The following is a 13386-nucleotide window of genomic DNA, read 5'->3' on the forward strand; positions in this document are numbered from 1 at the left end:
GGTGCGATCAGACCTCGGCCGGAGCCTCGGCGTCGGCAGGCGCGGCGTCGCCGGCCTTGTCGCCGTCACCGTCGGGGAGGACCGCGGCGAGGCTGAGCTTGCCGCGCGGGTCGATCTCCTTGAGCTCGACCTGGATCTTCTGACCGATCTTGACGACGTCGTCGACGTTGTCGATCCGCTTGCCGCCGACCAGCTTGCGCACCTCGGAGATGTGCAGCAGGCCGTCCTTGCCGGGCAGCAGCGAGACGAACGCGCCGAACGTCGTCGTCTTGACGACGGTGCCGAGGAAGCGCTCGCCGACCTCGGGCATCTGCGGGTTCGCGATGGCGTTGATCGCCGCGCGAGCCGCCTCGGCCGAGGGACCGTCGACCGCACCGATGAACACGGTGCCGTCGTCCTCGATCGAGATGTCGGCGCCCGTGTCGTCCTGGATCTGGTTGATCATCTTGCCCTTCGGGCCGATGACCTCACCGATCTTGTCGACGGGGACCTTCACCGTGATGATGCGCGGGGCGTACGGGCTCATCTCGTCGGGCACGTCGATGGCCTCGGCCATGACGTCGAGGATGTGCAGTCGTGCGTCGCGGGCCTGGGTCAGCGCGCCGGCGAGCACGGTGGCCGGGATGCCGTCGAGCTTCGTGTCGAGCTGGATGGCCGTGACGAACTCCTTGGTGCCGGCGACCTTGAAGTCCATGTCGCCGAAGGGGTCCTCGGCACCGAGGATGTCGGTGAGCGCGGCGTACTGCGTCTCACCGTCGACGGTGTCGGACACCAGGCCCATCGCGATGCCCGCGACCGGGGCGCGCAGCGGCACACCGGCGTTGAGCAGCGAGAGGGTCGAGGCACAGACCGAACCCATCGAGGTGGAGCCGTTGGAGCTGAGCGCCTCGGACACCTGGCGGATGGCGTACGGGAACTCCTCGCGCGTCGGCAGGACCGGCATGAGCGCACGCTCGGCCAGGGCGCCGTGACCGATCTCGCGGCGCTTCGGCGAACCGACGCGGCCGGTCTCACCGGTGCTGTAGGGCGGGAAGTTGTAGTTGTGCATGTAGCGACGGCGCGTGACGGGCGACAGGGTGTCGACCATCTGCTCCATCTTCAGCATGTTGAGCGTCGTGACACCCATGATCTGCGTCTCGCCACGCTCGAAGATCGCCGAGCCATGCACGCGCGGCAGGACCTCGACCTCGGCGCCGAGGGCGCGGATGTCGGCGAGGCCACGGCCGTCGATGCGGACCTTGTCGCGCAGGATGCGCTGGCGGATGAGCTTCTTCTGCACGGAGCGGAAGGCGGCCGAGACCTCCTTCTCACGCCCCTCGAACTGCCCGGCGAGCTGCGCCTTGACGGCGTCCTTGATCTCGTCGAGGCGCTCCTCGCGCTCCTGCTTGCCGGCGATCGTCAGAGCAGTCGTCGTGTCGGCCTCGACGGCGGACTCGACGGCGGCGTAGACGTCGTCCTCGTAGTCGAGGAAGACCGGGAACTCCTGCACTGGCTTCGCGGCCTCGGCCGCGAGCTGGGCCTGGGCGTCGCAGAGCTGCTTGATGAACTTCTTGGAGGCCTCGAGGCCCTCGGCCACGACCTCCTCGGTCGGCGCCTGCTTGCCCTCGTTCTTGACGAGGTCCCACGTCGACTCGGTGGACTCGGCCTCGACCATCATGATCGCGACGTCGTCACCATTCGAACCGGGCACGACACGACCGGCGACGACCATGTCGAAGACCGAGCGCTCGATGTCGGAGAAGTTCGGGAAGGCGACCCACTGGCCGTCGATGAGTGAGACGCGCACGCCACCGATCGGACCCGAGAACGGGAGGCCGGAGATCTGCGTCGAGGCGCTCGCGGCGTTGATGGCGAGCACGTCGTACTGGTGGTCGGGGTTCAGCGAGAACACCGAGATGATGACCTGGACCTCGTTGCGCAGACCCTTCTTGAAGGTCGGGCGCAGGGGGCGGTCGATGAGGCGGCAGGTGAGGATCGCCTCGGTCGAGGGACGGCCCTCGCGGCGGAAGAAGCTGCCGGGGATCTTGCCGATGGCGTACATGCGCTCTTCGACGTCGACCGTCAGCGGGAAGAAGTCGAACTGGTCCTTCGGCTGCTTGCCGGCGGACGTGGTCGACAGGAGCATCGTGTCGTCGTCGAGGTACGCCGTGACGGCGCCGCCGGCCTGCTTGGCCAGGCGTCCGGTCTCGAAGCGGACCGTGCGGGTGCCGAAGCTGCCGTTGTCGATGACGGCCTCGGCGAAGGTGATGTCTGGACCCTCCATGTGGGCCCTCGCTTTCTTTTTCTCAAGTGCCCGTGCACATCGTCGTTGTGTGCCCGGTTGCGTGCTGTTCCTTCTTCGGGCCGGCTGGCCCTGGTGCCTCCAGCGACGGGCGTCGCCCGAGGGCACCTACGGCGAAAGGCGGTCACCGCGCTCACGCGGGGACCGCCTTTCGTCACGAACTCATCGACGCAGGCCGAGTCGCTTGATCAGCGAACGGTAGCGCTCGATGTCGGTCGCCTCGAGGTAGCGCAGCATGCGCTTGCGGCGGCCGACCAGCAGGAGGAGACCACGACGGCTGTGGTGGTCGTGCTTGTGGGCCCGAGCGTGCTCGGTGAGGTCCTTGATGCGCTGCGTCAGCATCGCGATCTGAACCTCGGGAGAGCCGGTGTCGCCCTCGACCGTGGCGTACTCGGTCATGATCTGCTTCTTCACGTCAGCGTCCAAAGGCATGGATGAACCGACTCCTTCTCATCTCGTTGCGCGGTGCTCCAGGGCATGTCCACCTGGGCGCTATCGATCCGCGGCCGGACTACGGCGCCTCCAAGGGTAACAGCGCAACGGGTGGCCCCCTAATCGACCCGCACCGGCTGCGTGACCGTTTCGTGACCGGGCGGATGTGGGCCGCGGGGCCCGGGCGGGTACGTGACTCAGTGCTCGGGGACAACATCTGAAGGAGTCACGCGACACCATGATCATTCTTGGACTCATCCTGCTGCTGATCGGCATCCTGGCCAAGATCAGCATCCTCACCACGATCGGCATCATCCTGGTCGTCGTCGGTGCCGTCCTGTTCCTGCTCGGTGCGACGGGTCGCGCCATCGGTGGCCGGAAGCACTGGTACTGATCGGGCCGCACGAGCCGCTAGACACCAGGACGCCCCCGCGGATTCGCGGGGGCGTCCTTGTGTTCCCGGGGTTCTTTCCGGCCGTATGCCGTGCCACGTGTGCCGTGCCACGTGTGCCGTGTGCCGTGTGCCCGCTGACGCGGCCACGCGGGCTCGCGGGCGTGGCCCGAGCGACTCCGGGCAGTCAGCCCGCGCGAAGCCGTTGGGCCGCCAGGCCGAGGGCGCGTCGCTCGGAGTCGGTCGACCAGGCGGCGCCGTCGACCATCAGCCACAGCAGGTCGTCGGCCCCGGAGACGAGCACCCCTCGCCCTCTGTCGTCGCCGGCACCGAAGATGCTCTTCTGGGTCGCGACGATTCCCTTGACCGCGCCGAGCGTGCCGGGCCGGCCGCCGCCGCAGCGACGGACGAGGTCGGCGAGCAGGGCGCCGGTCGCGCCCCGCGCCGGGTCACCGGGGTCGAACCTCAGCAGGACGTACTCGAGAGCGACGTTGCCCTTCGAGAGGTCGGACCCGGCCGCGAGCCGCGCGGCCGCAAGGCCGGAGACGACCGTGCGGGCGCCGGTCCACGAGTAGATCTCGCGGTCCTGGGCGAACACCCAGGGAAAAGTGACGCCGTCGCAGGTGGTCGGCGGCGTGGCGGTCGGGTGGCAGCCGGCGGCGTCGTGCCTGGTGATGCGGGAGGCTGCCGCACGCACCTCCGCCGCTCCCGGCCAGAGCTCCCCCGGCTGCAGGGGCGGGCCCGTCGACAGGTCCTTCTCGACGAAGCAGGTCACCTGTTCGGGCACCGCGGTCATCCCGGAGTCGAGGGACGCGCCGCCGGTCGGTGTGCTCGGATCGGGCTGCGGCACAGGGGCTTGCGTCGTGCATCCGCCGAGGGCCAGGCACAGCAGGAACGGCGCGAGGGCGCCCCCGACCAGCGGGAGCGCCCTCGTGAACCGACCGGACGGCATACGCCCCAGCCCTCTCGCCCTGACTCAGAAGTTGATCATGTGGCCCGCGATGCCGTGGACGGCTTCCTTGACGGCCTCGCCGAGGGTCGGGTGCGCGAAGACGGTGCGCGAGACCTCGTCGGCGGTGAGGTCCCACGTCTGGGCGAGGTTGAGCACCGGGAGCAGCTCGGTGACGTCGGGTCCGATGAGGGCGGCGCCGAGGATCTCGTTGTGCTCGGCGTCGGCGATGACCTTGACGAAGCCGACCGGCTCGCCCAGGCCCATGGCCTTGCCGTTGGCGGAGAACGGGAAGGTCGCCGTCTTCACGTCGTGACCTGCCTCCTTGGCCTGCGCCTCGGACAGGCCCATCGAGCCGATCTGCGGCTGGCAGAAGGTGGCCCGCGGGATGAAGCGGAAGTCGATGGCCATCGTCTCGACGCCGGCGATCGTCTCGGCCGCGACGATGCCCATGGCCTCGGCGACGTGGGCGAGCATGAGCTTCGCGGTGACGTCACCGATGGCGTAGACGTTCGGCACGTTGGTGCGACCGTACTCGTCGATGGCGATGGCGCCGCGGTCGGTCAGCTCGACGCCGACCGACTCGAGCCCGAAGCCCTCGGTGCGCGGTGCGAAACCGATGGCCGACAGCAGCCGGTCGGCCTCGAGCACCTGCTGCTCACCGCCGGCGGCGGGGCTGACCGTCACCTTGACGCCCGAACCGGTGTCTTCGACCGACTCGACCTTGGTGCCGAGCAGCACCTTCACGCCGAGCTTCTTGTAGTGCTTGAGCAGCTCCTTGGACACGTCGGCGTCCTCGGTGGGCACCATGCGGTCGAGGAACTCGACGATCGTGACGTCGACGCCGAAGTTCTTCATGACGTAGGCGAACTCGACGCCGATGGCGCCCGAGCCGGCGATGATGATGGAGCCCGGGAGCTCGGGGTCGAGGATCTGCTCCTCGTAGGTCACGACGTTCTTGCTCACCTGCACGCCTGGGATCATCCGGGTCACGGAGCCGGTGGCGAGGATGAGGTTGTCGAAGGTGATCGAGCGCTTCTCGCCGGAGTTGAGGGCGACGTCCATCGAGGTGGCGGACGTCAGGGTGCCCCAACCGTCGACCTCCTCGATCTTGTTCTTCTTCATGAGGAAGTGGACGCCCTTGACGATGCCCTCGGAGACCTTGCGGCTGCGGGCGTGCGTCGGGCCGTAGCTCATTGTGGCGTCGCCCTCGATGCCGTACTTCTGCTTGTCGTGGGTCAGGGTGTGCGAGAGCTCGGCGTTCTTGAGCAGGGCCTTGCTCGGGATGCAGCCGACGTTGAGGCAGACGCCGCCCCAGTACTGCTTCTCCACCACGGCGACCTTCTTGCCGAGCTGCGCCGCGCGGATCGCCGCGACGTAGCCACCAGGACCGGCACCGAGCACAACGACATCGAAATCAGCCATGGCGCACAGCCTATCCATGCGCGCGGCGGCTTCGAGACGGCGTCCCCCGGGTACGTCACGATCAGCAACCATCTGCGGAAATGGCTGTGTCGCAGGCCACATGACACGTGCTCGCGAGAGTAAGTTTCCGCGACGCACGGCCGAACTCATTCCGGCCCCGACCAACGGAGGTCACTCGCGTGAGCACCACTCCGCACCGTCATGAGGCGCCACCGGCGAACAAGGGCCTGCTGGCTCTCGCCGGCGTGCTCCTCGCCATCCCCATCGTCGCCCTCATGCTCGTCGGCACCTACGCCAAGGACGAGCCGCGCGTTGCAGGCTTCCCGTTCTTCATCTGGTACCAGTTCCTCTGGGTCATCCTCTGCTCGGCCCTGACCTACACCGCCTACCGCATCGTGCTCAAGGCCCGCCCGCACGTCCCCATGAACACGGAGGGCGACGCGTACGAGGACTCCTACGGCTCGCTGCGTGACGAGCCCCGAGAGGACGGCACCCGATGACCACCATCGCCCCTGCGGCCACCAACACCGGCGTCAACGGCGTCGCGCTCACCGTGCTGGTCTTCTTCTTCGTCGTCGTGGCCGCGGCCGGCTTCTGGGCCGCCCGGTGGCGCCGCCCCCAGAGCATGGAGAGCCTCGAGGAGTGGGGACTCGGCGGCCGTTCCTTCGGCACCTGGATCACCTGGTTCCTGCTCGGCGGTGACCTCTACACCGCCTACACGTTCGTCGCCGTGCCCGCGGCGATGTGGGCGTTCGGCGCCGTCAACGGCTTCTTCGCCGTGCCCTACACGATCGTGCTCTACCCGATCATCTTCGTGTTCATGTCGCGCCTGTGGTCGGTCTCGCACCGCCACGGCTACGTGACGCCGGCCGACTTCGTGCACGGCCGTTCGGGTTCTCGCGGACTCTCCCTCGCCGTGGCGGTCACCGGCTTCCTCGCCACGATGCCCTACATCGCCCTGCAGCTCGTCGGCATCCAGGCGGTGCTCGAGGTCGCGGGTGTCGGTGGCGGCGGCAACTGGGTGGCCAACGACCTTCCGCTCTTCATCGCCTTCCTCGTGCTCGCGCTCTACACCTACACCTCGGGTCTGCGCGCGCCGGCGATCATCGCCTTCGTCAAGGACATCCTGATCTACATCGTCATCATCGTCGCGGTGATCTACCTGCCCTCGAAGGTCGGTGGCTGGGACCACATCTTCGACGCAGCCAAGGACAAGATGACGACGACGAAGAACCCGGCCACGGGCAACCCGAACGTCTTCGTGCCCGGCGAGAAGGCGTACTGGGCCTACGCCACGCTCGCGCTCGGCTCCGCGCTGGCGCTGTTCATGTACCCCCACTCGGTCACGGCGAGCCTCTCGGCCAAGAACCGCAACACGATCCGCAAGAACGCCTCGATCCTGCCGGCGTACTCCTTCCTGCTGGGTCTGCTCGCGCTGCTCGGCTGGGTCGCGATCGCCGCCGGCACCAAGCCCGTGGGTCTCGACGGCAAGGTCAACGGCCAGCTCGTCATCCCGCAGCTGTTCGAGGACATGTTCCCGTCGTGGTTCGCCGGCGTGGCCTTCGCGGCCATCGCCATCGGTGCGCTCGTCCCGGCCGCGATCATGTCGATCGCGGCGGCCAACACGTTCACGCGCAACATCTACAAGGCGTGGATCAAGCCGGACGCGACGCCGAAGCAGGAGGCGAAGGTCAGCAAGGTCACCTCGCTCGTCGTCAAGGCGTTCGCGCTGATCTTCGTGCTCACCCTCGACAAGAGCAACGCGATCAACTTCCAGCTGCTCGGCGGCATCTGGATCCTCCAGACGTTCCCGTCGCTCGTCTTCTACCTCTACACACGCTGGTTCCACCGGTGGGCGCTGCTCGGCGGCTGGGCCGTCGGCATGGTCTACGGCACCCTGGCCGCGTACAACGTGACGAACAAGGCGACCGGGGCACCCTTCGCCGGGTCGGTCGCCTCGATCCCCGTCATCGGCCAGCTCGGCTACATCGCCGTGACGGCGTTCGCGCTCAACGTCATCGTGGCGGCGATCCTCACCTTCGTCCTGCGGGCGATGAAGGCACCCGAGGGCACGGACGAGACGATCCCGGCCGACTACTTCGCCGACGCGGGTGACCCGCGTGTCCAGAAGCTCGAGACGGGTCCACACGAGTACACCCCGTCGAACTGACGGACCTCTGACCGAGAGGGTCAGAGAGCACGTATGCCGGAGGGCCGGGTCCGCGAGGGCCCGGCCCTTCGCCGTGGCCCCACGGAGCGTTCTCTCGATCGGGAGGCGGGGTGTCAGGACTCGCGGGGGCGCTCGGGCGGGACCGCGGCGATCGCCTGGTCGACGTCGAGGCCGGTTACCTGGAGCAGGTCGACGACGGTCGAGCGGATCTGCGCCAGGACGGTCTCGGTGGCGAGGCTCGACGTGCGCGGCAGCGCGGCGGTGCCACGGGCGACCGACAGCATGGCGGGGCGCCCGATCTCGGGCGAGGCGTTCTCGGACAGGGCCCGGCCGACGACGTCGGTGGCCGCGGCCAGCTCGAGGATCAGCTCGACGTAGCCGGGCGGCAGGGGCTCGCCGCGCCCCACCGCGATCGTCACGCGACGCACGAGCACACGGGTGCTGCGCATCGCCCGGTCGAGGGGCTCGACGAGGTCGACCATCTTGCGCACGCCCTCCGCGTGCTGCCGCTTGAACGGCGACGAGGTGAGCACCGAGAGCCCCTCGTCGGCCGCCGACCTCAGCTCGCGCAGGAGCGACTCGGTGGCCCGGGCCGACGCGAGCACCTCGGCGGCCGACTCGACGTCGCCGTCACGCGCGCTCGCCGCCGCCCGACGCAGCAGCTCGCCGATCTTGCGCACCGCCTCGGCTGCGGCCACCCGGGGCCGTCGCAGCGGGGCCTGGGGCACGACCGTGGCCGCGACCAGGGCGATCCCGCCGCCGATGAGGGCGTCGGTCCAGCGGTTGAGCGCCTGGCCGGGGCTTGCGACGAGGGCCGCGATGACGATGCCCTGCACGGCCGACTGCGTGACGATCACCGCCCCGCCGTGGAGCAGCGTCGCGAAGGCCATCGACACGAGCACGACGGCCGAGATCTGCCAGGGACCGCTACCGGCGACGTGCACGAACACGTCCGCGGTGAACACCCCGACGGCGACGCCGATCGCGACCTCGAAGACCCGCCGAAGGCGCTGGCCGTAGGACATCCCGAGACAGACGACGGCGACGATCGGTGCGAAGAACGGCGACCGGTGACCCACGACGTCGGTCGCGAACCACCACGCGACGCCGGCCGCTACGGCGGACTGCACGAGCAGGAAGGACCGGGTGCGGAGCCGCTCGAACCGGGTCCGGGCGCTGAGCCTGCTGCGGTCCCAGGCCCGGTCGAGCACCTGGATGACCGGGGCGTCGCTCCTCAGGTAGTCGTCCACGCTCGCACCCTCTCGTCAGATCGCCCTCCGGAGGCGCAGGCGCACCGTCACCGGTGCGCCCTACAGCCCCAGGGCAAGGATGGCATCGAAGATCTGGCGCACGGCAGGGGCGGCCACCTTCGAGCCCGACCCGCCCTGGCCGACGACGACCACGACGGCATACCTCGGCTTCGTCGTCGGGCCGTAGCCCGCGAACCAGGCGGTGGCCTGCTTGCCGAACACCTCGCCGGTGCCCGTCTTGCCGGCCACCGGGTAGCGGGACTGCGGGAAGCCGGCGAAAGCCGTGCCGGCCGAGCCACCCGGTCGCGTCACGTCGGCCAGCGCTGCTCTGACGTACGCGAGCACGTCGGGTCGCAGAGGGACGGTGCCTACGCGCTTCGGCGCGATCGGTGTGGTCGCGCCGTCCTGCGCACGATAGGCGGCCGCGACCTGCGGTTGCCACAGCGTGCCGCCGTTGGCGATGGCGGCGTAGACCCCGGCCATCTGCAGCAGGGTGACCGCAGTGTCGCCCTGTCCGATCGAGAAGTTGACCGCGTCGCCGGCACGGTACTGGTAGCCGGTGGCGCAGTTCTCGGTCGCAAGCTTCTTGAGGTAGTCGGCACGCGCGCGGTCGGTGCGCGCGACCTCGGGGTAGCCGGTAGCGGCCCGTCGGCAGGTCGCGTCCTTCGTCGCCAGCCAGTAGTCCTCCTTCCACGTGCGGTCGGGCACGCGGCCGGCAGCCTCGCCCGGGACGTCGATGCCGGTGCGCCGTCCGAGACCGAAGGCCTTGGCCATGGTCACGAACGGGTCGGCGACGTCAGTGGGAGCGGCGAGGCCGCCCTGGGCCAGCCAGGCGGCGTACGCGAGGCGGTAGAAGACCGTGTCGCACGAGACGACGAGGGCCCGGTGCAGGTCGATCGGGCCGTAGCCGCGCGACTCGAAGTTGTTGAAGAGGCGTCCGCCGATCGACACGTTGGGCGAGCAGTCGTAGCGGGCGGTCAGCTTCGCCCCGGCGTTCACCGCGGCCGGCACCGAGACGACCTTGAAGGTCGAGGCGGGCGGGAACGTCTCTGCGGTCAGGCGGGAGGTCAACGGGCTGGCGTTCACCGGGCTCGTCAGTCGCGCGAGCTCGGCGCTGCTGATGCCACCGGCGAAGGCCGACGGGTCGTAGGACGGGTAGCTCGCGGCGGCGACCACCGCTCCGTTCGTCACGTCGAGCACGACGGCGGCGCCGGTGTCGGCCCGGAGCCCGAGCGAGTGCGCACGGGTCACGGCCCCCGCGAGCGCCGCCTCCGTGCGCGCCTGGAGGCGCGAGTCGAGATGGGTCACGACGTCGCGACCGGCGACGGGCGGCGTCACGCTGACGGTGTCGGTGACGAGGCCGCGCGGGTCGATGGCCACGACCGTGCGGCCGTTGGTGCCGCGCAGCACCGAGTCGTACTGCGACTCGATGCCCGAACGACCGACGAGGTCCTCCGCGTCGACCCGACCGCCGCTCCCGGAGACCTCGTCGGCGTTGGCGCGCGCGACCCAGCCGAGCAGGTGCGGAGCGAGCGCCCCAGCCGGGCGGGCGTACTCGCGGGCAGGCTGCGTGGTGACGTCGACGCCGGGAAACTTCTCCGGCTGCTCGACCAGGGTGAGCGCACGGCGGGCGTCCACCCCGGCTGCCAGCGGGACGGGCACGTAGGGAGAGCCGTTGAAGCAGGCAGGTGCCGCGGGAGCACCCGCGGTGCCGCACAGCATCGTCTTGCCCCACAGCCGGTCGAAGGGCAGTCCGAGCACGGCCGCGACACGAGCCACGAGGTCACGCCCACCGTCCTTCGACTCGACGAGCTCGGCCCGCTCCACCGTGACGACCGTGTCGAAGCTGTTGCCGACGAAGGGGACGCCGCGGCTGTCGAGGATGCGGCCTCTCAGGGCGTGCTCGGTGACCGTGCGCGTGTTGACCGTCGTCTCCGTCCTCGCGAGCTCGGGGCCCTGGACGAGCTGGAGCTGGCCGAGCCTGCCGAGGAGCAGTCCGAAGAGCGTGACGAGCAGCACGAGCACCACCCCGGCCACGCCGACCCGCCGCGGGGCCCGCGAGCGCCGGGACCGTAGGCCGGGGACGCCGCGACGGCTCACCCGAGCCTCCGACGCACCAAGGCTCGGTCGACCACGAGAAGGGCGGGCAGCAGCATCACTCCGAAGAGCATGGTCGAGACGAGGCGTGTGGCGTCGACGGCAGTCTCGACGCCGCCCTCGGCGAGCACGGCCGAGCCGACCCGGCCCGCCAGCACCACGACGGCCGCGCAGAGCAGCGCTGCCGGGGCACGCAGCCACGAGCGGGACGACGAGCGCCGGAACAGGCCCGCGACCAGTCCCGCCAGCATCGTGACCATCGCCATCAGGCCGAGCGGGCTGCCCACCGGAGGCACCAGCTCGACGACCCAGCCGGCGAGCAGCCCTGCGAGCGCCCCGTGCACCGGCCCTCGCAGGACCGCCGTGGCCACGACCCCGACCAGCACGAGATCGGGCACCCACGCCGGCGGGACGCCGAGTCTCGGGAGCAGGGTGGCCGTGAGCAGTGCCGCCACGACGACGTATGCCGTGCGCAGCACTCCCAGCAACGTCGGCCTCATCGTCTCGCGGCCGTCGGTCGCGACAGCGACGTCCGGGTGGTCGCCGCCGCCGACCTCGGGGCCGAGCGAGGGCTCGGCACGATGACCGCGACGACGTCGATCGCGTCGGGGTCGGTCGCCGGGCGCACCGTGGCACCCCGCGTGAGCTGGCCGCGGTCGGGGTCGACCGCGGTCACCGTTCCGACGACGATGCCTGCGGCATACGGCGTCTCGTCGACGCTGCCGAGGGTGCGCACGACGTCGCCGACGACGGCCGTGCCCGGTGCGATGGTCGACAGGCGCAGCGACCCGCGCGGACGCGACTCGGCGTCGCCGGCCACCGGAGACCTGACGGTGCCCAGCGTGCCGGCAGGCCCGACGCGCACGGCGACGACCGAGCCGGCGCTGCCCAGCACCTGCACGTCGCTGGTCCACGGCGCCACGGCGACGACCCGGCCGACGAGGCCGTCGGCGGACACCACGGTCGAGTCGGCCCGGACGCCGTCACGGGATCCCACGTCGAGCGTGACGGTGCGACCACCGAGCGGGCTCAGGTCGGTCGCGACCACCCGAGCGGCCAGCACGGTGCGGCCGGCTGTCGTGGCGGAGCCGAGCAGCTCGTCGAGCCGCCCCAGGTCGGCCGCGCGCCGCTGCTGGTCGGCGACGAGGGTGCGCAGGCGCACGTTCTCGCTCTCGACGGCGGCGAGCTCGTCGGGCTGGGCCCCCGAGAGCGCACGCTGCACCGGGCCCAGGACGAGGCCACCGGCCCGACGCACGCCGTCGGCCACGGCCCACCCGGCGAGGTCGGACAGCATGACCGCAACGGTCAGCGACGCCAGGACGACGAGGAGGCGGCGGCGGGCTGTCGACGGCATACGGCTAGAGGCGGTGGTCGCCGACGAGCACCCGTTCGAGGCTCGCGAACTCGTCGACGCAGCGCCCGGCGCCCCGAACGACCGCACGGAGCGGGTCCTCCGCGACGCGCACCGGCACCCCGAGCTCGTGGCGCATGCGCTCGTCGAGCCCCCGCAGCAGGGCGCCGCCGCCCGTGAGCGTGATGCCGCGGTCGAGGATGTCTCCGGCGAGCTCGGGAGGGCAGACGTCGAGCGTCGCCCGCACGAGCTCGATGATCTGCAGCACCGGTGCCTCGATGGCGCGCCGCACCTCGACGGAGCCGACCTCGACGGTCTTGGGCAGCCCGGTCACGAGGTCGCGACCCCGCAGGCGGGTCGTCAGCTCCTCCCGGAGCGGGAACACGGACCCGACCGCCACCTTGATGTCCTCGGCGCTGCGCTCACCGAGCAGGAGGGAGTACTCGCTCTTGACGTGGCTGACGAGGGCCTCGTCGATCTCGTCGCCCGCGATGCGCAGCGAGCTGGACGTGACGATGCCGCCGAGGCTGATGACGGCGACGTCGGTGGTGCCACCGCCGATGTCGACGACCATGCTCGCGGCCGTCTCGTAGACGGGCAGCCCGGCACCGATGGCCGCGGCCATCGGCTCCTCGATCATGTAGACCCGTCGGGCGCCGCAGCGGGTCGCGGCGTCCTCCAGGGCCCGCCGCTCGACGCCCGTGACCTCGCTCGGGACGCACAGCACCATGCGGGGGCGCACGAGCCGCGAGGTGCGCACCTGGTCGATGAACCAGCGCAGCATCCGCTCCGTCTCGTCGGCGTCGGAGACGACACCGTCACGCAGGGGGCGCACCGCCCGGATCGTGCCCGGCGCCCGGCCGAGCATCTCCTTGGCCCGGCTGCCCGCCGCGACCAGGCGACCGCTCGCCACCTCGACCGCGACGACCGAGGGCTCCTCGACGACGACGCCGCGACCGCGGACGTGGATGAGCGTGTTGGCCGTGCCGAGGTCGACCGCGAGGTCGCGACCGAGGGCGGGCCAGGTGCTCATGGCCGGG

12 protein-coding genes are annotated in these 13386 nt (G+C 70.6%); 3 read left to right on the plus strand and 9 right to left on the minus strand.

From position 1 onward, the window contains the following. Nucleotides 1-7: 7 nt before the first annotated feature. Both AB4091_RS09715 and rpsO read right to left on the minus strand, forming a co-directional pair. Nucleotides 8-2263 (minus strand): polyribonucleotide nucleotidyltransferase, encoded by a 2256-nt coding sequence (locus tag AB4091_RS09715; RefSeq protein WP_442291545.1) that lies wholly within the window; start codon nucleotides 2261-2263, stop codon nucleotides 8-10. Nucleotides 2264-2443: 180 nt separating this feature from the next. Beyond that, a complete protein-coding gene (rpsO, locus tag AB4091_RS09720; RefSeq protein WP_020142650.1) occupies nucleotides 2444-2713 on the minus strand; it encodes a 30S ribosomal protein S15 in 270 nt (89 codons plus the stop codon). Nucleotides 2714-2951: 238 nt separating this feature from the next. On the opposite strand from rpsO, the gene AB4091_RS09725 reads away from it, so the two are divergent. Beyond that, nucleotides 2952-3107, plus strand: a complete 156-nt coding sequence (locus AB4091_RS09725; RefSeq protein ID WP_442291546.1) for a DUF6131 family protein — start codon at nucleotides 2952-2954, stop codon at nucleotides 3105-3107. 184 nt (nucleotides 3108-3291) lie between these two features. Here AB4091_RS09725 and AB4091_RS09730 read toward each other — a convergent pair whose 3' ends face one another. Together AB4091_RS09730 and lpdA are read right to left on the minus strand one after the other, a co-directional pair. After that, the gene (locus tag AB4091_RS09730; protein ID WP_442291547.1) at nucleotides 3292-4056 is read right to left on the minus strand and encodes a hypothetical protein; all 765 of its coding nucleotides are present in this window, start codon (nucleotides 4054-4056) and stop codon (nucleotides 3292-3294) included. A gap of 24 nt (nucleotides 4057-4080) precedes the next feature. Then, on the minus strand, nucleotides 4081-5478 hold the full coding sequence (gene lpdA, locus AB4091_RS09735) for a dihydrolipoyl dehydrogenase (protein ID WP_442291548.1): 1398 nt from the start codon (nucleotides 5476-5478) through the stop codon (nucleotides 4081-4083). Between the two features lie 179 nt (nucleotides 5479-5657). On the opposite strand from lpdA, the gene AB4091_RS09740 reads away from it, so the two are divergent. Together AB4091_RS09740 and mctP are read left to right on the plus strand one after the other, a co-directional pair. Continuing rightward, nucleotides 5658-5978 carry a DUF3311 domain-containing protein gene (locus AB4091_RS09740; protein ID WP_442291549.1) on the plus strand — a complete coding sequence of 107 codons (321 nt, stop codon included), beginning with the start codon at nucleotides 5658-5660 and terminating at the stop codon, nucleotides 5976-5978. Next, nucleotides 5975-7648, plus strand: coding sequence for a monocarboxylate uptake permease MctP (mctP, locus tag AB4091_RS09745; RefSeq protein WP_442291550.1), 1674 nt, complete (start codon nucleotides 5975-5977; stop codon nucleotides 7646-7648). Before AB4091_RS09740 ends, mctP begins: the two co-directional genes overlap by 4 nt. A 113-nt stretch (nucleotides 7649-7761) precedes the next feature. Here mctP and AB4091_RS09750 read toward each other — a convergent pair whose 3' ends face one another. Genes AB4091_RS09750 through AB4091_RS09770 form a run of 5 tightly spaced genes read right to left on the minus strand, consistent with a single transcriptional unit; the run spans nucleotide 7762 to nucleotide 13379 of the window. Then, nucleotides 7762-8898, minus strand: a complete 1137-nt coding sequence (locus AB4091_RS09750; protein WP_442291551.1) for an FUSC family protein — start codon at nucleotides 8896-8898, stop codon at nucleotides 7762-7764. Nucleotides 8899-8958: 60 nt separating this feature from the next. Then, on the minus strand, nucleotides 8959-10998 hold the full coding sequence (mrdA, locus tag AB4091_RS09755; RefSeq protein ID WP_442291552.1) for a penicillin-binding protein 2: 2040 nt from the start codon (nucleotides 10996-10998) through the stop codon (nucleotides 8959-8961). Further along, nucleotides 10995-11495 (minus strand): rod shape-determining protein MreD, encoded by a 501-nt coding sequence (locus AB4091_RS09760; protein ID WP_442291553.1) that lies wholly within the window; start codon nucleotides 11493-11495, stop codon nucleotides 10995-10997. The genes mrdA and AB4091_RS09760 overlap by 4 nt, the downstream gene beginning before the upstream one ends. Next, nucleotides 11492-12349 carry a rod shape-determining protein MreC gene (gene mreC / locus AB4091_RS09765; protein ID WP_442291554.1) on the minus strand — a complete coding sequence of 286 codons (858 nt, stop codon included), beginning with the start codon at nucleotides 12347-12349 and terminating at the stop codon, nucleotides 11492-11494. Before mreC ends, AB4091_RS09760 begins: the two co-directional genes overlap by 4 nt. Nucleotides 12350-12353: 4 nt before the next feature. Then, nucleotides 12354-13379, minus strand: a complete 1026-nt coding sequence (locus AB4091_RS09770; RefSeq protein WP_442291555.1) for a rod shape-determining protein — start codon at nucleotides 13377-13379, stop codon at nucleotides 12354-12356. Between the last annotated feature and the right edge of the window lie 7 nt (nucleotides 13380-13386).

Origin of the sequence: Terrabacter sp. 2RAF25, assembly GCF_052115265.1 — a bacterium.
In the GTDB taxonomy this organism is placed as follows: Bacteria; Actinomycetota; Actinomycetes; order Actinomycetales; family Dermatophilaceae; genus Terrabacter.

Bases quoted from the DNA above. Each gene is read 5' to 3' on its own strand.
- AB4091_RS09715 (WP_442291545.1), bottom strand. From the start codon at position 2,263: ATGGAGGGTCCAGACATCACCTTCGCCGAGGCCGTCATCGACAACGGC.
- rpsO (WP_020142650.1), bottom strand. From the start codon at position 2,713: ATGCCTTTGGACGCTGACGTGAAGAAGCAGATCATGACCGAGTACGCC.
- AB4091_RS09725 (WP_442291546.1), top strand. From the start codon at position 2,952: ATGATCATTCTTGGACTCATCCTGCTGCTGATCGGCATCCTGGCCAAG.
- AB4091_RS09730 (WP_442291547.1), bottom strand. From the start codon at position 4,056: ATGCCGTCCGGTCGGTTCACGAGGGCGCTCCCGCTGGTCGGGGGCGCC.
- lpdA (WP_442291548.1), bottom strand. From the start codon at position 5,478: ATGGCTGATTTCGATGTCGTTGTGCTCGGTGCCGGTCCTGGTGGCTAC.
- mctP (WP_442291550.1), top strand. From the start codon at position 5,975: ATGACCACCATCGCCCCTGCGGCCACCAACACCGGCGTCAACGGCGTC.
- AB4091_RS09760 (WP_442291553.1), bottom strand. From the start codon at position 11,495: ATGAGGCCGACGTTGCTGGGAGTGCTGCGCACGGCATACGTCGTCGTG.
- mreC (WP_442291554.1), bottom strand. From the start codon at position 12,349: ATGCCGTCGACAGCCCGCCGCCGCCTCCTCGTCGTCCTGGCGTCGCTG.
- AB4091_RS09770 (WP_442291555.1), bottom strand. From the start codon at position 13,379: ATGAGCACCTGGCCCGCCCTCGGTCGCGACCTCGCGGTCGACCTCGGC.